Source organism: Reyranella sp., from assembly GCF_030651995.1.
In the GTDB taxonomy this organism is placed as follows: domain Bacteria; phylum Pseudomonadota; class Alphaproteobacteria; order Reyranellales; family Reyranellaceae; genus Reyranella.
Genome location: NZ_JAUSBN010000034.1, coordinates 1 through 15,748 on the forward strand (window position 1 = coordinate 1; position 15,748 = coordinate 15,748).

Sequence of the window (15,748 nt, forward strand, 5' to 3'; positions counted from 1 at the left end):
CTGTCAGGGCCAGCGCACCTCGGGCGGCAGCGACATCAGGATCGCCTCGACGTTGCCGCCGGTCATGAGGCCGAACCGCGTGCCGCGGTCGTGCAGCAGGTTGAATTCGACGTAGCGGCCGCGGCGCGCGAGCTGGTGCGCGCGCTCGGCGTCGGTCCAAGGGTTGTTCATGTGGCGACGCACCAGCTTCGGATAGACGTCGAGGAAGGTCTCGCCGACGTCGCGGGTGAAGGCGAAGTCGCGCGCATGGTCGCCGCTGTCGAGATAGTCGTAGAAGATGCCGCCGATGCCGCGCGGCTCGTTGCGATGTGGCAGGAAGAAATACTCGTCGCACCATTCCTTGAAGTTCGGATGGTAGGCCGGATCGTGCGCGTCGCAGGTCGCACGGAAGGCGGCGTGGAAATCGCGGGTGTCGGGTTCGTGCGGCACCATCGGCGTCAGGTCGGCGCCGCCGCCGAACCAGCTGCGCGTCGTCACGATATAGCGCGTGTTCATGTGCACCGCCGGCACGCGGGGCGACTGCATGTGTGCGACGAGGGAAATGCCGGCCGCGAAGAAGCGCGGGTCCTGCGCGGCGCCGGGGATCTGGCTGCGGAACTCGGGGCTGAACTCGCCGAACACGGTCGAGATGTTGACGCCGACCTTCTCGAACACGCGGCCGCGCATCAGCGACATCGTCCCGCCGCCGTGATCCTCGCCGTTCGGACCCTTCTCGCGCTCCCAGCCCTTGCGCTCGAAGCGGCCGGGCGCCTTGTCGCGGTGCGTGCCCTGCAGCTCGTCCTCGATCCGCTCGAACTCGGCGCAGATGCGGTCGCGCAGGCTCGCGAACCAGGTCGCGGCCTCTTCCTTCTGGCGGGCAAGGATCGCCTCGTCGGGCAAAGGCGAGGGGCCGTTGGGGCCGGTGGCGGTGCGGGTGGGCTTGGCGGTCATGCGAGCTTTTCGAATCCCGAGGTCTGGCGAAGGGCCTCGCTCAATACCATCGACGCCGCCAGGGCGACATTGAGCGACCGCGCACCGGCCTGCAGCGGAATCCGCACCCGCAGGTCGGCCGCCGCATGGACCTCGGGCGGCACGCCGGCGCTTTCCCGCCCCAACAGCAGGATGTCGTCGGGCCGGAAGGCCGCATCGGGCAGGCGCTGGGCGCCGGTCGTGGTCAGCAGGACCAGGCGTCCGGGGGGCCGGTCCCGGCAGAAAGCCGCCCAGGAGGCGTGCCGAACGAGGGTCGCCAGGTCGTAATAGTCCATGGCCGCCCGGCGGATCCGCTTGTCGTCCACCGGGAAACCGCAGGGTTCGATGACGTCCAGTGGGACGCCCAGCCCGGCCGACAGGCGGATAAAAGCCCCTAAATTTTGAGGGATATCAGGCTCATAGAGGGCCAGACGCATAAAACTCACTACTCCGGTCCGCGGCGCGGAACGTCTCTTCTGCGGCACGCCGTCACATAATGCCGCTCATCGGGCCTGCGACCAACAGAGCCTTGAAACAAAAGGGGCTTTCCCGGCTATATACCCGCCATCTCCTCGGGGGGACGGAAGAGAGTAATCATGGCTGCTTCAAGCACACCGGCACACGGACACGGCGACCCGACTCGGCGCGACTTCCTGATGGTCGCGACGGGCGCTCTTGGCGCCGTCGGCGCCGCGGCCGTCGCGTGGCCCTTCATCAATAATCTCAATCCCGCCGCGGATACGCTGGCCCTGTCGACCGTCGAGGTGAACGTGACGCCGATCGCGGTCGGCCAGGCGGTCACCGTGAAGTGGCGCGGCAAGCCGGTGTTCATCCGGCATCGCACCGAGGCCGAGATCAAGGAAGCCGAGGCGGTGCCGATGTCGCAGCTGCCGGATCCGGAAACCGACAACAAGCGTGTGACCGACACCGCCAAGAAGGTCCGACCGGAGTGGCTGATCATGATCGGCGTCTGCACCCATCTGGGCTGCGTGCCGCTCGGCAACAAGCCGGGCGACCCGAAGGGCGAATACGGCGGCTGGTTCTGCCCCTGCCATGGCTCGAGCTACGACACGTCGGGCCGCATCCGCAAAGGGCCGGCGCCGACGAATCTCGTGATTCCGGACTACCTGTTCACTTCCGACTCGCTCGTTCGCATCGGCTGATCGACCCAGGTCGTCCGCCTCAGATCTCGCTGGAGTTCCAGAATGGCCTCGTCACACGGCACGCCGCCGGTCTTCAATAACAAGGTGATCGCCTGGGTCGATCACCGCCTGCCGATCTTCTCGTACATCGAGAAGGAATATCACACGTTTCCGACGCCACGGAATTTCAACTACTTCTGGAACTTCGGCGCGATCGCCACGGTGATGCTGGTCCTCATGATCGCCACCGGCATCGTGCTCGCGACCAACTACACGCCGCATGTGCTGATGGCCTTCGACGCCGTCGAGCGCATCGACCGCGACGTGCCGCAGGGCTGGCTGATCCGCGACCTGCACATGAACGGCGCCTCGTTCTTCTTCATCGCCGTCTACATCCACATCTTCCGCGGCATGTACTATGGCTCCTACAAGGCGCCGCGCGAGCTGCTGTGGATGCTGGGCGTGGTCATCTTCCTGCTGATGATGGCGACGGCCTTCATGGGCTACGTGCTGCCGTGGGGCCAGATGAGCTTCTGGGGCGCCACCGTCATCACTAACCTGTTCTCGGCCATTCCGGTGGTCGGCGAATCGATCGTGACCTGGCTGTGGGGCGGCTTCGCGGTCGACAACCCGACCCTCAATCGCTTCTTCGCGCTGCATTATCTGCTGCCGTTCGTCATCGTCGCGGTGGTCGCGCTGCACGTCGTGGCGCTGCACGTCCACGGCTCGAACAACCCGACCGGCATCGATGTGAAGGGCCCGCAGGACACCGTCCCGTTCCATCCGTACTACACGATGAAGGACGGCTTCGGCGTCATGGTGTTCCTGATCATCTTCGCCGCGTTCGTCTTCTTCGCGCCCGACTATCTCGGTCATCCGGACAACTACATCCCGGCCGATCCGTTGGTCACGCCCGCACACATCGTGCCGGAATGGTACTTCCTGCCGTTCTACGCGATCCTGCGCGCCATTCCCGACAAGCTGGGCGGCGTGCTGGCGATGTTCGGCGCCATCGCGGTTCTGTTCATCCTGCCGTGGCTCGACACCTCGCGCGTCCGGTCCTGCACGTTCCGGCCGATCTACAAGTGGTTCATGATGCTCCTGGTGGTCGACGTGATCGTCCTGGGCATCTGCGGTTCCAAGCCCGCGGAAGGCTTCTGGGTGCCGTTGTCACAGCTGGCAACCCTGTACTACTTCGCACACTTCCTCGTGCTGCTGCCGATCCTGGGCAAGATCGAACGGCCCTTGCCCTTGCCCCCCAGCATCGCCGACTCGGTGCTCAAGAAGAAGGCGGTATGAGAGCCATGCGCAAGCCGTTTGCCCGCAAGTTCCTGGTCTCCGGCGCGATCGCGCTCGCAGCCCTTGCTACCGGCACTGTCGCCATCGCGGCCGGCGGCACCGAGCCCCCGCCCGCCAACAAGTGGCACTTCCAGGGGCCGTTCGGCACCTTCGATCGCGCGGCCGCCCAGCGTGGATATCAGGTCTATCAGGAAGTGTGCGCCGCCTGCCATTCGCTGCGGCTGGTCGCCTACCGCAATCTGATGGACCTCGGCCTGACCGAGAACCAGGTCAAGGGGCTGATCAAGGACATCACGGTCCCCGATCTCAACGACGACGGCGCGCCGATCGACCGGCCCGCCCGCCCGTCCGACCGCTTCAAGAGCCCGTTCCCCAACCTGGCCGCCGCCGCCGCCGCCAACAACGGCAAGGCGCCGCCCGATCTCAGCGTCATGATCAAGGCGCGGGCGAACGGGGCGGACTACATGCACGCCCTGCTCACCGGCTACGTCCCCTACGACAAGCTGACGCCCGAGCAGATCAAGGAGTTCGACGTCAAGAAGGACGACAACTTCAACAAGTACTTCCCGGGCCACAAGATCGCCATGGCGGCGCCGCTCAGCGACGACAAGGTGACCTACGCCGACGGCACCAAGGCCACGCTCAGCCAGCAAGCCTCCGACGTCACCGAGTTCCTGGCCTGGGCGGCCGAGCCTCATATGGAAGATCGCAAGCGCACCGGCGTCCGCGTCATCCTGTTCCTGCTGGCGCTGGCAGGCCTGATGTACGCCGTGAAGCGGGTGGTGTGGGCCGACAAGCACTGATGCCCGAGGCGTCGGTGCCTGGCGGCGCTAACGCCTGAGACGACGTTCGATCGCTTCGTGTCGCTCGATCAGGCGGCGGGCGCGGTCGATCACCGGGATGTCGATCATCTTGCCATCCACCGAGAACGAGCCGCGGCCCTCAGCCGCGGCTTTTTCGTCGGCCGCGATCAGCTTCTTGGCGTAGGCCACGTCGTCGGTCGTCGGCGTGAAGGCGTCGTTCAGGGCGCCGACGAGGCCGGGATGGATGCAGGTTCCGCCCGAGAAGCCGAAGCGGCGCGCCCGTTCGGCGCTCTTCCGGTAGGCCGCCGGGTCTGAATAGTCGGCGACGGTGCCGAGGATGCCGATCATCGACACGCCATGCGCCTGCGCCGCGAACGCGACCATGCGCTTGGGCAGTTCGAGCGTTTCGTCGCCCGGCACCGAGCCGGTCTCCAGCGCGAAATCCTCGCCGCCCAGCATCATGGCGATGATCCGGGGCCCGCGCTCGGCGATGTCGTTCAATTCCGTGAGGGCGCGCGGATGCTCGATCATGGCGGCGAAGCCGACGCTGCCCACCGGCATGCCGCACTCGCGCTCCAGCTCGCTCACCACCTCGTCGAGCAGGCGCAGGTGTTGCACGCCCTCGGTCTTGGTGACGAACAGGGCCGAGAGCCCGGGCCGCACCGCCGCCTCGATGTCGGGGATCGCCAGCCGCAGCGGCCGGTTGATGCGCACCGCCACGTCGGCCCCGCCGCGCGCCACCTTCTTCATGGTCTCCGGCAGCATCGACCGCGCCTCTTGCTTCTGCGCCGGCTGCACGCTGTCCTCGAGGTCGACCAGCACGCAGTCGGCGCCGCGCTCGTGCGCCTTGTCGATGAACTTCGGGACGTTGCCGGGAACGTAGAGGATCGAGCGCCAGACGGGCGGGACGGGACGAATCACTGCTTTTTCTTCTTTCCCGGATTCGTGCCGTCCGAGATCGCGCCCGAGGCGCGGAGCTTGTCGTATTCGGCCGCGCCCAGCATCGGCTTCAGCAGGGCCTCGTTGTGCTCGCCGACCCGGGGCGCCGCGCTCTTCAGCGCGCCGGGCGTGCCCGACATGCGCGGCACGACGGGGTGGGTCGGCAGATCGCCCATGTCGGCATCGTCGATCTCGATCAGCGATTCGCGCTCCAGCACATAGTCGTCCTCGACAATCTGGGAGATGTCGTAGACCGGGCCGATGGTGACGCCGGCCTCGTCGAAGTAACGCAGGTTTTCGTCGAGATCGCGGGCGGCGATGAACTCGCCGATGATCCGGTCGAGCTCGACTCCGTTGCGCACCCGCTCGATGTTGGTCGAGAAGCGCGGATCGTCCGCCAGTTCCGGCCGGCCGATCTTGGCGAGCACGCGCATTGCCATGCCCTGCGTCGAGGCCGACAGGCACACCCAGCTGCCATCCCTGGTCTGGTAGACATTGCGCGGCGCCGCATTGGTCGAGCGGCTGCCGGTGCGCACCTTCACCTCGCCGGTCAGCCTGTGGTTGGCCGCCTGCGGACCCAGCATCGAGAACAGCGGATCGAACAGCGGCAGGTCGAGCACCTGGCCGTTGCCGCCGTTCATCTCGACCTCGCGCAGCGCCACCATCACGGCGCCGTAGCCGTTCAGGGCGGCCATGCAGTCGGCCAGGTACATCGGCGGCAGTACCGGCTCGCGGTCGGCGAAACCGTTCATCGAGGCGAAGCCGCTATAGCCCTCGATCAGCGTGCCGAAACCCGGCTTGTGGCGATAGCGTCCGTCCTGGCCCCACCCCGAGATGCGCACGATCACCAGCCTGGGGTTGATCGCATGCAGCTCTGCGGGAGACAGGCCCATATCCTCCATGACACCCGGCCGGAAGCTCTCGACCAGGATGGCGGCGGTCTTCGACAGTTCGCGTACGATGGTGCGGCCGGCGTCGGAACGCAGGTCGAGGGCGACGCTCTTCTTGTTGCGGCTGTAGACCTTCCAGGCCGTCTCGACACCCTTCACCCGCCACGAGCGCAGCGTGTCGCCTTCGGGCGGCTCTATCTTGATGACCTCGGCGCCGAAGTCGGCGAGCTGCAGGGTCAGCACGTTGCCGGCCACCAGGCGCGACAGGTCGACGACGCGGACCCCGTTCAGGGGGCCGCGTGCGTCGGGGGTGAAGGTCTTCTTGGCGGGACGTTTCTCAGCCATTTTTCAAAGAAAATCCTGACATCCCGAGCGCAGCGAGGGGCCTTTGGCGACGCCTGGAAAGGTCCCTCGCTTACGCTTAGGATGACAATGGTGGTGGGAGCGGAGTCGTGCGTCAGCCGACGTGCTTGGCCATGAATTCGAGCGTGCGCTCCATCGCCTTCTTCGAGGCGGCGGCATCCCAGCTGCCGCGCTCGTCGCAATGGAAGCCGTGATCGGCCGGATAGTCGAAGATCTCGACGTTGGGATACAGCTCGCGCAGCTCGTTCACGTGCGCCATCGGAATGTGCATGTCCTTGTCGCCGAAATGCAGCTGCGTCGGCACGGTCGGCTTTTCGTTCCTGGCGCCATGGATGCCGCCGCCGTAGTAGGCGGACACCGCATCCGGCTTGAGCCGCGTCGCGGCCAGCCAGCTGATCGTGCCGCCCCAGCAGTAGCCGGTCACGCCGACCTTCTTCACGCCGCGCTTTTTCAGCTCGTCCATCGCCGCCTGAACGTCCTGCACGGCCTTGTCGGTGAAGCCCGGCGTCATGACGTAGCCGCGGCCCTCGGCGATCGTGTCCGGGGTATAGCCGAGCTCGATGCCGGGCTTGATGTGGTCGAAGAAGCGCGGCGCCAGGGCGATGTAGCCGTCGGCGGCGAACTTGTCGGTCACGGCGCGAATGTGCTGGTTGACGCCGAAAATTTCCTGGATGACCACGATGCCACCCTTCGGTGTGCCGGCCGGAGTGGCCAGGTAGGCGCCGATCTCGCCGGCGGCTGACTTAAGACGGATATCTTCGCCCATGAATAATCCTCCCTGTATGGCCTTCATTGGACCATGGTAAGCCCGCGCCGTTCAAGGAATCCGCACCATGTATCTTCCCAATCATTTCGCAGGCGATGAATCGGTCGGCCGCGAGGTCATGACGGCCCATAGCTGGGCTCTCCTGATGACGACCGACGAAGCGGGCGCCCCCTTCGCCACTCACCTGTCGCTGCTCTGGCAGGACGACGGCAGCGAGCACGGGTCGCTGATCGGCCATATTGCGCGCGCCAACCCGCACTGGAAGCTGTTCGAGCGGCCGGCGGACTCGCTGGCCCTGTTCTGGGGGCCGCACGCCTATGTCTCGCCGACCTGGTACACGCCGGGCCCCAAGGTGCCGACCTGGAACTATGTCACCGTCCATGCCTATGGCCGGCCGCAGATCGTCGAGGATACGCAGGGCGCGCTCGACGTGCTCGGCAAGCTCGCGGCCGCCTATGAAGGCGCGGATGCCTCTTCCTGGGGACTGGATCGCCTGCCGCCGGGAAATGCCGAGGCCCAGACCCGAGGCATCGTCGCTTTCCGCATGCCGCTCGCGCGACTGCAGACCAAGATCAAGCTCAGTCAGAACCGCGACCTCGAGGACCGTCACCGCGTGATCGAGAAGCTCGAGACAAGCGACAGCCAGGACGCGCAGGCGACGGCGCAATGGATGAAGCGCAGCCTGCGGTAAAGTAGCTTCTGCAACTGCTTTACATCGACCGAACCATCGTCCAATTTCCGACCCAACAAAGGGAGGAAATAAAATGACGGTCCGTCGTCGTGGTCTCGTGAAGGGTGGTCTGGGAACCGTGATCGCTGCCGGCGTCGGCATGCCGCTGTACCTGCCGGCTGCCCGCGCCCAGGCCTATCCCAGCAAGCCGATCACCTTCATCGTCCCGTGGCCCGCCGGCGGATCGAGCGACATCACGCTCCGCGCCATGTGCGAGCGGGCCGGCAAGGTGCTGGGCCAGCCCTTCCAGATCGACAACAAGGGCGGCGCCTCCGGCACGCTGGGTCCGGCCACGATGGCCGCCACCGCGCGGCCCGACGGCTACACCCTCTCGCAGCTGCCGATCTCCGTATTCCGTCTGCCGGTGATGCAGAAGACGGCGTTCGATCCGCTGAAGGACTTCACCTACGTCGCGCATCTCAGCGGCTACACGTTCGGCGTCACGACGGCAGCCGACCAGCCCTACAAGACCTTCAAGGACGTGATCGAGTACGCCAGGGCCAATCCCGGCAAGGTGACCTACGGCACGCCGGGCGCCGGCACCTCGCTGCATATCGGCATGGAGCGCATCGCCGCACAGGCCGGCATCAAGTGGACCATGGTGCCGTTCAAGGGCGGTGCGGAGACCAACGCTGCCGTGCTCGGCAAGCATACGACCCTGCAGGCCGACTCCACGGGCTGGAAGCCGCTGGTCGACGCGGGCCAGCTCCGCCTGCTCTGTGTGTGGACCGCGGAGCGGACCAAGAACTGGCCGGACGTGCCGACCCTGAAGGATCTCGGCTTCGACATGGTGTTCGATTCGCCGTTCGGCATGGGCGGCCCGAAGGGCATGGACCCGCTCGCGGTCAAGAAGCTCGACGAGGCCTTCAAGGTCGCGCTCGAGGACAAGGACGTCATCGCGACCCTGGCGAAGTACGACATGTCGCCTCGCTACATGCCGGCGGCAGCCTACGACAAGTTCGCCCGCCAGCTCTACGCCGAGGAGAAAGCGGCGCTGGAGAAGCTCGGCCTGGCAAAGAGCTGAGGAGGGCTCCCCATGCGTCGTCGTTCACTTCTCGCTTCGTCCGGAGCCGTCGCCGCCGGCTTGCTCGCACCTTCGGTGCTGCAGGCCCAGGGCGCCAAGGATTTTCCCAGCAAGCCCATTACCCTGATCATGCCGTGGCCGGCGGGCAGCGGCGTCGACCTGTGGCACCGCGCCATGGCCGATGCCGCCGGCAAGCTCCTGGGCCAGCCGGTGGTCGTCGACAACAGGGTCGGTGGATCGGGCACCAGCGGCCCCGCCGGCATGGCGGCCGCCGCCAAGCCGGACGGCTACACGATCGCGCAGATGCCGGTGACGCTGTTCCGGCTGCCGCACATGCAGAAGACGCCGTACGACCCGCTGAAGGATTTCACCTGGATCCTTCACACGTCGGGCTACACGTTCGGCGTAGTCGTCCGCGCCGATTCGCCGTTCAAGACCTTCAAGGACGTGATCGAGTTCGCCAAGGCCAATCCCGGCAAGTTCACCTACGCCACGCCGGGCGCCGGCACGTCGCTGCATATCGGCATGGAGCAGATCGCCCAGAAGGCGGGCGTGAAGTTCACCCATGTGCCGTTCAAGGGCGGCCCCGAAGGCTGGGCGGCGCTCGAGGGCGGCCATGTCATGGCCGATGCGGACGCCACGGGCTGGGCACCGCTGGTGGATGCCGGCAAGTTCCGCCTGCTCTGCATCTGGACCGAGAAGCGCAACCCCCGCTGGCCCGACGCGCCGACGCTGAACGAGCTGGGCTTTGGCCTCATCCTCGATTCCCCGTTCGGACTCGCGGGTCCCAAGGGCATGGACCCGGCGGTGGTGAAGAAGCTCCACGATGCCTTCAAGGCCGCGCTCGACGATCCCAAGGTCGTGGAGCTGATGGCCAAGTACGACTATCCGAAGCGCTACATGAACTCGGCGGACTACGCCAAGTTCGCCAAGCAGCAGTATGACGAGCAGCGCGTCGTGGTCGACCAGCTCGGGCTCGCCAAGAAGAACTGATGATGCTGCGACGCGCCGAGTTCTGGGGCGGACTCTTCTGGCTGGCCATAGGCGCCTTCGTCGCCTGGCAGGGCTGGCTTCTCGACCTGGGGACGTTGCGCGAACCGGGCTCGGGGTTCGTCTTCTTCTGGCTGGGCCTCATCATCGTGGCCTTCGCGACCTCCATCGCGATCGGAGGCTTGCGCGGCGAGGGGCCCCTGCTCGGCGATCTCTGGCGGGGTGCCCGGTGGCGCAACGTGCTGCTGGTCGTTCTCGCGCTGATCGCCTTCGGATTCCTGTTCGAGCGACTGGGCTTCGTGCTCTGCAGCCTTGCCCTGCTGCTCTTCCTGATGACGGTGGTCGATCCGGTGCGGCCCGTGATCTCGATCCCGGTTTCGCTGATTGGCGCGGTCGGGGTCTGGTACGTCCTCGAGAAGATGCTCCTCGTCCAGTTGCCCAAGGGCACGTGGATCGAAGACTTCATCCCGTTCTGATGGGCGATTGAAATGGACGTCATCGCCGGCCTCGGCCAGGGCTTTCTGGTCGCCCTGGATCCGATCAACCTGCTCTACTGCTTCATCGGCGTCTTCATCGGCACGCTGGTCGGCGTGCTGCCGGGCATCGGCCCGGTCTCGGCCATGTCGCTGCTGCTGCCGGTCACGCTTTCGGGCACGCCGGAATCCGGCATCATCATGATGGCCGGCATCTACTACGGCTCGATGTACGGCGGCTCGACGACGGCGGTGCTGGTCAACATCCCGGGCGAAGCCGCCTCGGTCGTGACCTGTATCGATGGTCACGAGATGGCCAAGCGTGGGCGCGCCGGCCCGGCGCTCGGCATCGCGGCGCTGGGCTCCTTCGTCGCCGGGACGTTCTCCATCGTCGCCCTGATGCTGGTGGCTCCGATGCTGGCCAAGGTGGCCGTGGCGTTCGGCCCGCCCGAGTATTTCAGCCTGATGGTCCTGGGCCTCTCGATCCTGAGCTTCCTGACACAGGGCTCGATGGCGAAGGCGCTGTTGATGGCGGCGGTCGGCGTGGTGATCGGCCTGATCGGCCTCGACCAGATCAACGCCATGCCGCGGCTCACCTTCGATCGCCTGGAACTGGTCGACGGGATCGGCCTCATCCCGGTGGTGATGGGCCTGTTCGGCGTCGCCGAGATCCTGACCAACATCGAGCAGCAGATCCGCCGCGACATCGTCCAGTCGCGCATCGGCAGCCTGTGGCCGTCGAAGGAGGATCTGAAGGCGAGCGCCGGCCCGGTGGCGCGTGGCACGGTGCTGGGCTTCCTGCTGGGCATTCTGCCGGGCGGCGGCGCCGTGATCTCGTCCTTCGCGTCCTACGCGATCGAGAAGAAGCTGTCGCGCACGCCCGAGCGGTTCGGCAAGGGCGCCATCGAGGGCGTGGCTGGACCTGAGTCGGCCAACAACGCCGCCGCGGGCGGCGCGTTCATCCCGCTGATGACGCTGGGCATCCCGCCCAACGTGGTGATGGCACTGCTGCTGGGAGCCTTCGTCATCCACGGCCTGCAGCCCGGGCCGCTGATGATGAGCCAGAATCCCACGATCTTCTGGGGAATCGTCGCCAGCATGTATGTCGGCAACATCATGCTGCTGGTCCTCAACATGCCGCTGATCGGCATGTGGGTGCAGGTCCTGAAGGCGCCCTACAAGATCCTGTTCCCGCTGATCCTGATGTTCTGCATCGTCGGCGTGTTCGCGTCCGGCAACGCGGTGTTCGACGTCTTCGTCATGATCGGGACCGGCGTGCTGGGCTACCTGATGCGCAAGTTCGGCTACGAGGCGGCGCCGCTGGTGCTTGCCTTCGTGCTCGGCCCGATGCTCGAGAACAATCTGCGGAAGTCGTTGATCCTGAGCGAGGGAACGTTCGACGTCTTCGTGGTCCGGCCGATCTCTCTGGTCTGTCTGCTGATTGCCGCCGCCCTGCTGATCGCGCCGCTCCTTCCCGCGCTCCGCAAGAAGCGCGAGAAGGTGGCGCTCGACGCGACCGACTAGAGTCTTTCCGTCGCGCTTCGAACCATTCCCCCCATCCTGAGGAGCCGCGCCAAGCGCGGCGTCTCGAAGGATGGGCGACAGACGCGGTGCTCGTGCCCACCCGTCGAGACGCTCACTGCGTTCGCTCCTCAGGGTGAGGTCGGTGTTGGGATGATCGACTGAGTCAATCCCGACCGGAAAGACTCCCGATCATTTCGCCTTCAGGAGGTCGGTGACCTTCAGGAGGATCAGCTCGTTGTCGTCGGACTTGCCCAGCGCACGGCCCGACGAGAAGGGCAGGTTGTTGTCGTTGCCGACGATGATGTGGTCGGCATCGACCAGCTCGACATTCTCGATGGTGAAGAACGGGAAGGTGAGCTTGCCGTCCTTGGCCCCCTGGCGCGCGACCTTGTTCGGATCCTGGATGTCCATCAGGTCGATGTAGCCCAGCTTCTTCACGAAGCCGTCGGCATCGGCCTGGCCGAGGTCGATCTTGTAGATGCGCTTGAATTTGGCCGGCACGTTGAAGCAGTCGGCCTTCACGGCGCCCGGGGCGCAGGCCTGGGCCGCATCGCCCTCGGTGTCGTCACGCTCGATGATCAGGCCGGTGCCGGCGTCGATCATGTTGAAGTCGCCGATGGCGTTGGCGGGCGCCTCGAGCGTGTACTTGAAGCTCTTGCCGGTGTACTCGCCCTTGGCCACGTCGAATTCGAGGATGCGCAGGAAGCGCTTGCCGTCCTTGGCCTCGGGTTCGCCGGACTCGGTCAGCAGCGGGCCTTCGAGCAGCGGATAGAGGAACCTGCCGTCGGGCGAGGCCGCCATGCCCTCGAAGCCCTTGCTGCGCCGGACCTCGAACTTCACCGCCCCGGGCACCGCCGGCATCGCGAGCGCGGGATGATCGGGTGAGCGCACGAGCTTGCCGTCGACCTTGGTCTCGAAGATCTGCAGGACCTTGCCGCTCCTGTCGGTCTTGATCAGGTAGGGGCCGAACTCTTCGCCGAAGTAGAAAAAATCGCCGATCGGCTGGACCGATTCGAGATCGAAGTCGCCGCCGGTCAGGTAGCGCTTCGGCGTGTTCTCGTTGACGATGCGGAACGGCACCTTGCGGTCGGGATCGTGCAGGAAGCCCGTCGAAACGCGTTCGACCGTGCCGGCCTTCCAGTCGGGCCTGACGATGTGGAACATCAGCATGGCATCGGGCGAGTTCGCCTTGCTGCCGAAGCCGTTGTCGCTGATCGTCAGGAACGAGCCGTCCGGCAGCTTGCGGATGCCCGAGAAGCCCTGCACCGGTTGGCCCTTGAACGGGAGGCTGAGGCCGGTGGGACGCGGTGCCGCCTTGTCGGACAGGGCGGACATGCCGGGCACGCTCTCCGGCGCGTCGACGCGCTGGCCGGCGGGGCCGGCATAGCGGCCGGAGATCTGCAGGTCCTGCGGCGCATCGGCGGGGGCGGGGACGAGGGTCATCGCCGGCAGGATCGCATGGCCTTCCAGGGTGGCCGGATACTTGGTCTGGGCGGAGGCGGGAAAGGCCGCGAGAAGAAGGGCGGTGGCGGAGGCCGCAAGCAGCAGATTGGTTTTCATGTGGGTCTCTTCATGGGGGTGGTCCCAGCCTGCTACAGGTATCGCGCTACGGTTTGCTGACGCGCTCTGTGGAAGGGGCTGCAACAAAAAGAACATGAAATCGCAGTGATGCTATCGCCTTCGCGGGGTATGGCGGTCCCAAAGATCAGGAGAGTGGGATGGGCAACTACGACAACGATGCCGTCGATTCGGAAGACGTCGGATCAAACTCCAGCGCGCAAACCACGATCGGCGACCTGATCGAGCGGCGGCTCGGCCGGCGCGGGGCCTTGCGTGGTCTGGTCGGAGCCGGTGCGGCTGTCGCTCTTGGTCGCGAACTGCTGGGCAGCACCGCGATGGCCCAGGCAGCCGGTCCGTCGTCACTCACCTTCAAGGAAGTCGCGCATGGGCTCGACAGGATGCACCACATCCCGGAAGGCTACGAGGCACAGGTCCTGATCCGCTGGGGCGACCCGGTGGTCGCCGGCGCGCCGGCCTTCGACCCGGCCAACCTGACGGCGGCGGTCCAGGAAAAGCAGTTCGGCTACAATTGCGACTTCGTCGGCCTGCATCCCCTGCCCGCCGGCAGCACCGCGAACGACCGCTTTCTCATGGTCGTGAACCACGAATATACAAACCCTGGCCTCATGTTCGCCGGCCTGGGTTCGGGTCGCGCCGTGAACCTCAAGGCCTCCAAACCACAGGTCGAAGTCGAGATGGCGGCGCACGGTGGCTCAGTGATCGAGATCGCTCGCGAAGGCGGCGCGTGGAAGGTGGTGCCGGACAGCAAGTACGCGCGGCGCATCACCGGAACGACGCCGATGCAGATCTCGGGTCCTGCGGCCGGCCACGACAAGCTGAAGACCTCGGCCGATCCGACGGGCACCCGGGTGCTGGGCATGCTGAACAACTGCGCCGGCGGCGAGACGCCGTGGGGCACCTGGCTGACGGCGGAGGAGAACTTCAACGGCTATTTCGGCGGCGACGCCGAGAAGATGCCGGACGCCAAGGCCTACAAGCGCTACGGCATCTCCAAGGCGACCTGGTACGCCTGGGCCCAGCATGTCGACCGGTTCAACGTCGAGAAGGAGCCGAACGAACCGAACCGCTTCGGCTGGATCGTCGAGATCGATCCGTACGATCCTGCCGCCACGCCGATCAAGCGCACCGCGCTCGGCCGCTTCAAGCACGAGGGCTGTCATCACGTGGTGGCCAAGGACGGCCGGGTCGTCGTTTACATGGGCGACGACGAGCGCTTCGACTATGTCTACAAGTTCGTGACGTCCAGGCCGTGGAATCCGAACGATCGCGCCGCCAACAGGAACCTGCTCGACGAGGGCACGCTCTACGTCGCGCGCTTCAACGACGACGGCAAGATCGAGTGGTTGCCGCTGGTGCACGGCCAGGGCCCGCTGACCGCGGAGAATGGCTTTGCCAGCCCGGCCGATGTGCTGATCAATACCCGCATGGCCGCCGATCTGCTGAAGGCCACGCCGATGGATCGTCCCGAGGACGTCGAGGTCAATCCGGTCAGCGGGCGGGTCTATGTCCTGCTCACCAACAATACGCGGCGCACCGAGCAGCAGGTGAACCGGGCCAATCCCATGGCCCGGAACGCCCACGGGCATGTCATCGAGGTGATGCCGAAGGATGGCGACCACACCTCGACGGAGGGCACCTGGTCGATCTTCATCGTCGGCGGAAAGCCCGGCATCGACCCGGGCGCGCGCTATCATCGGGCGACCTCGGAGAATGGCTGGCTCTCCTGCGTCGACAACTGCACCTTCGACAGCAAGGGCCGCATCTGGATCGCCACCGACGGCGCGCCGACCGCCGCGGGTATCGCCGACGGCCTCTATGGTGCCGATACGACAGGGTACGGCCGCGGCCTGACGCGATGCTTCTTCCAGGCCCCGACCGGCGCGGAGGTCTGCGGTCCGATCCTGACGCCCGACAATGGCACGATCTTCCTCGCGATCCAGCATCCCGGCGAAGACAGCGGCTCGACCTTCGAGAAGCCCTCGACCCGCTGGCCGGATTTCAAGGAGGGCGTGCCCCCGCGGCCGTCGGTGATCGCCATCACGAAGAAGGGTGGCGGGCAGATAGGTTCTTAAGAGAAGGGTCCCTCGCTACGCTCGGGATGACACCGTTTTAGCGGTAACTGTCATCCCGAGCGTAGCGAGGGTGTGGATTCAAGTTTGAAGTGCAACAGTTGAGCGATGAATACCTCGGCCGGGGTCTTGAACCCAAGGCATTTGCGCGGGGTGTTGTTGTAGGCGGCGATGCAGGCGTGGAGAGCCTCGTCGTCGAGTGTGTTC

General features: G+C 65.9%; 15 protein-coding genes. 9 read left to right on the forward strand and 6 right to left on the reverse strand.

From position 1 onward, the window contains the following. Positions 1-3: 3 nt before the first annotated feature. Together hemF and Q7V45_RS09040 are read right to left on the reverse strand one after the other, a co-directional pair. The gene (hemF, locus tag Q7V45_RS09035; RefSeq protein WP_304850372.1) at positions 4-930 is read right to left on the reverse strand and encodes an oxygen-dependent coproporphyrinogen oxidase; all 927 of its coding nucleotides are present in this window, start codon (positions 928-930) and stop codon (positions 4-6) included. Then, positions 927-1,385, reverse strand: coding sequence for a tRNA (cytidine(34)-2'-O)-methyltransferase (locus Q7V45_RS09040; protein WP_304850375.1), 459 nt, complete (start codon positions 1,383-1,385; stop codon positions 927-929). Before Q7V45_RS09040 ends, hemF begins: the two co-directional genes overlap by 4 nt. Positions 1,386-1,544: 159 nt before the next feature. On the opposite strand from Q7V45_RS09040, the gene petA reads away from it, so the two are divergent. From petA to Q7V45_RS09055, 3 genes are read left to right on the forward strand one after another with little or no spacing between them, the layout of a single operon-like run. Next, positions 1,545-2,111 (forward strand): ubiquinol-cytochrome c reductase iron-sulfur subunit, encoded by a 567-nt coding sequence (gene petA, locus Q7V45_RS09045; RefSeq protein ID WP_304850378.1) that lies wholly within the window; start codon positions 1,545-1,547, stop codon positions 2,109-2,111. 42 nt (positions 2,112-2,153) lie between these two features. Continuing rightward, positions 2,154-3,389 (forward strand): cytochrome b N-terminal domain-containing protein, encoded by a 1,236-nt coding sequence (locus Q7V45_RS09050; protein WP_304850381.1) that lies wholly within the window; start codon positions 2,154-2,156, stop codon positions 3,387-3,389. A 5-nt stretch (positions 3,390-3,394) separates the two neighbouring features. After that, complete coding sequence (locus Q7V45_RS09055) at positions 3,395-4,192, forward strand: cytochrome c1 (RefSeq protein ID WP_304850384.1); 798 nt, start codon at positions 3,395-3,397, stop codon at positions 4,190-4,192. 27 nt (positions 4,193-4,219) lie between these two features. On the opposite strand, the gene Q7V45_RS09060 is transcribed toward Q7V45_RS09055, so the two are convergent. The 3 genes from Q7V45_RS09060 to Q7V45_RS09070 form a co-directional block, all read right to left on the reverse strand. Beyond that, positions 4,220-5,113 carry a CoA ester lyase gene (locus Q7V45_RS09060; RefSeq protein WP_304850387.1) on the reverse strand — a complete coding sequence of 298 codons (894 nt, stop codon included), beginning with the start codon at positions 5,111-5,113 and terminating at the stop codon, positions 4,220-4,222. After that, a complete protein-coding gene (locus tag Q7V45_RS09065; RefSeq protein WP_304850390.1) occupies positions 5,110-6,366 on the reverse strand; it encodes a CaiB/BaiF CoA-transferase family protein in 1,257 nt (418 codons plus the stop codon). The genes Q7V45_RS09060 and Q7V45_RS09065 overlap by 4 nt, the downstream gene beginning before the upstream one ends. A gap of 112 nt (positions 6,367-6,478) precedes the next feature. After that, a complete protein-coding gene (locus tag Q7V45_RS09070; RefSeq protein ID WP_304850393.1) occupies positions 6,479-7,150 on the reverse strand; it encodes a dienelactone hydrolase family protein in 672 nt (223 codons plus the stop codon). A 67-nt stretch (positions 7,151-7,217) separates the two neighbouring features. On the opposite strand from Q7V45_RS09070, the gene Q7V45_RS09075 reads away from it, so the two are divergent. The 5 genes from Q7V45_RS09075 to Q7V45_RS09095 all read left to right on the forward strand — a co-directional run bounded on the left by Q7V45_RS09075 (position 7,218) and on the right by Q7V45_RS09095 (position 11,891). Continuing rightward, entirely contained in the window at positions 7,218-7,841 is a 624-nt protein-coding gene (locus Q7V45_RS09075) for an FMN-binding negative transcriptional regulator (RefSeq protein ID WP_304850397.1), read from the forward strand. A 139-nt stretch (positions 7,842-7,980) separates the two neighbouring features. Then, on the forward strand, positions 7,981-8,904 hold the full coding sequence (locus tag Q7V45_RS09080; protein ID WP_304850415.1) for a tripartite tricarboxylate transporter substrate binding protein: 924 nt from the start codon (positions 7,981-7,983) through the stop codon (positions 8,902-8,904). 12 nt (positions 8,905-8,916) lie between these two features. After that, entirely contained in the window at positions 8,917-9,897 is a 981-nt protein-coding gene (locus tag Q7V45_RS09085; RefSeq protein ID WP_304850400.1) for a tripartite tricarboxylate transporter substrate binding protein, read from the forward strand. Beyond that, a complete protein-coding gene (locus Q7V45_RS09090) occupies positions 9,897-10,370 on the forward strand; it encodes a tripartite tricarboxylate transporter TctB family protein (protein WP_304850403.1) in 474 nt (157 codons plus the stop codon). The genes Q7V45_RS09085 and Q7V45_RS09090 overlap by 1 nt, the downstream gene beginning before the upstream one ends. 12 nt (positions 10,371-10,382) lie before the next feature. Next, positions 10,383-11,891: a tripartite tricarboxylate transporter permease gene (locus tag Q7V45_RS09095; RefSeq protein WP_304850406.1), complete on the forward strand. Its 1,509-nt coding sequence runs from the start codon at positions 10,383-10,385 to the stop codon at positions 11,889-11,891. A 189-nt stretch (positions 11,892-12,080) separates the two neighbouring features. Here the strand turns inward: Q7V45_RS09095 and Q7V45_RS09100 are convergent, their stop codons facing one another. After that, complete coding sequence (locus Q7V45_RS09100; RefSeq protein ID WP_304850409.1) at positions 12,081-13,451, reverse strand: esterase-like activity of phytase family protein; 1,371 nt, start codon at positions 13,449-13,451, stop codon at positions 12,081-12,083. 158 nt (positions 13,452-13,609) lie between these two features. Here Q7V45_RS09100 and Q7V45_RS09105 point away from each other — a divergent pair, with 158 nt between their 5' ends. Beyond that, positions 13,610-15,544, forward strand: a complete 1,935-nt coding sequence (locus tag Q7V45_RS09105; protein WP_304850412.1) for a PhoX family phosphatase — start codon at positions 13,610-13,612, stop codon at positions 15,542-15,544. Positions 15,545-15,748: the final 204 nt, after the last annotated feature.

Excerpts from the sequence above, each read along its gene's own strand:
- hemF (WP_304850372.1), bottom strand. The coding sequence starts at position 930 with ATGACCGCCAAGCCCACCCGCACCGCCACCGGCCCCAACGGCCCCTCG.
- Q7V45_RS09040 (WP_304850375.1), bottom strand. The coding sequence starts at position 1,385 with ATGCGTCTGGCCCTCTATGAGCCTGATATCCCTCAAAATTTAGGGGCT.
- petA (WP_304850378.1), top strand. The coding sequence starts at position 1,545 with ATGGCTGCTTCAAGCACACCGGCACACGGACACGGCGACCCGACTCGG.
- Q7V45_RS09050 (WP_304850381.1), top strand. The coding sequence starts at position 2,154 with ATGGCCTCGTCACACGGCACGCCGCCGGTCTTCAATAACAAGGTGATC.
- Q7V45_RS09055 (WP_304850384.1), top strand. The coding sequence starts at position 3,395 with ATGCGCAAGCCGTTTGCCCGCAAGTTCCTGGTCTCCGGCGCGATCGCG.
- Q7V45_RS09065 (WP_304850390.1), bottom strand. The coding sequence starts at position 6,366 with ATGGCTGAGAAACGTCCCGCCAAGAAGACCTTCACCCCCGACGCACGC.
- Q7V45_RS09070 (WP_304850393.1), bottom strand. The coding sequence starts at position 7,150 with ATGGGCGAAGATATCCGTCTTAAGTCAGCCGCCGGCGAGATCGGCGCC.
- Q7V45_RS09075 (WP_304850397.1), top strand. The coding sequence starts at position 7,218 with ATGTATCTTCCCAATCATTTCGCAGGCGATGAATCGGTCGGCCGCGAG.
- Q7V45_RS09080 (WP_304850415.1), top strand. The coding sequence starts at position 7,981 with ATGCCGCTGTACCTGCCGGCTGCCCGCGCCCAGGCCTATCCCAGCAAG.
- Q7V45_RS09085 (WP_304850400.1), top strand. The coding sequence starts at position 8,917 with ATGCGTCGTCGTTCACTTCTCGCTTCGTCCGGAGCCGTCGCCGCCGGC.
- Q7V45_RS09090 (WP_304850403.1), top strand. The coding sequence starts at position 9,897 with ATGATGCTGCGACGCGCCGAGTTCTGGGGCGGACTCTTCTGGCTGGCC.
- Q7V45_RS09095 (WP_304850406.1), top strand. The coding sequence starts at position 10,383 with ATGGACGTCATCGCCGGCCTCGGCCAGGGCTTTCTGGTCGCCCTGGAT.
- Q7V45_RS09100 (WP_304850409.1), bottom strand. The coding sequence starts at position 13,451 with ATGAAAACCAATCTGCTGCTTGCGGCCTCCGCCACCGCCCTTCTTCTC.
- Q7V45_RS09105 (WP_304850412.1), top strand. The coding sequence starts at position 13,610 with ATGGGCAACTACGACAACGATGCCGTCGATTCGGAAGACGTCGGATCA.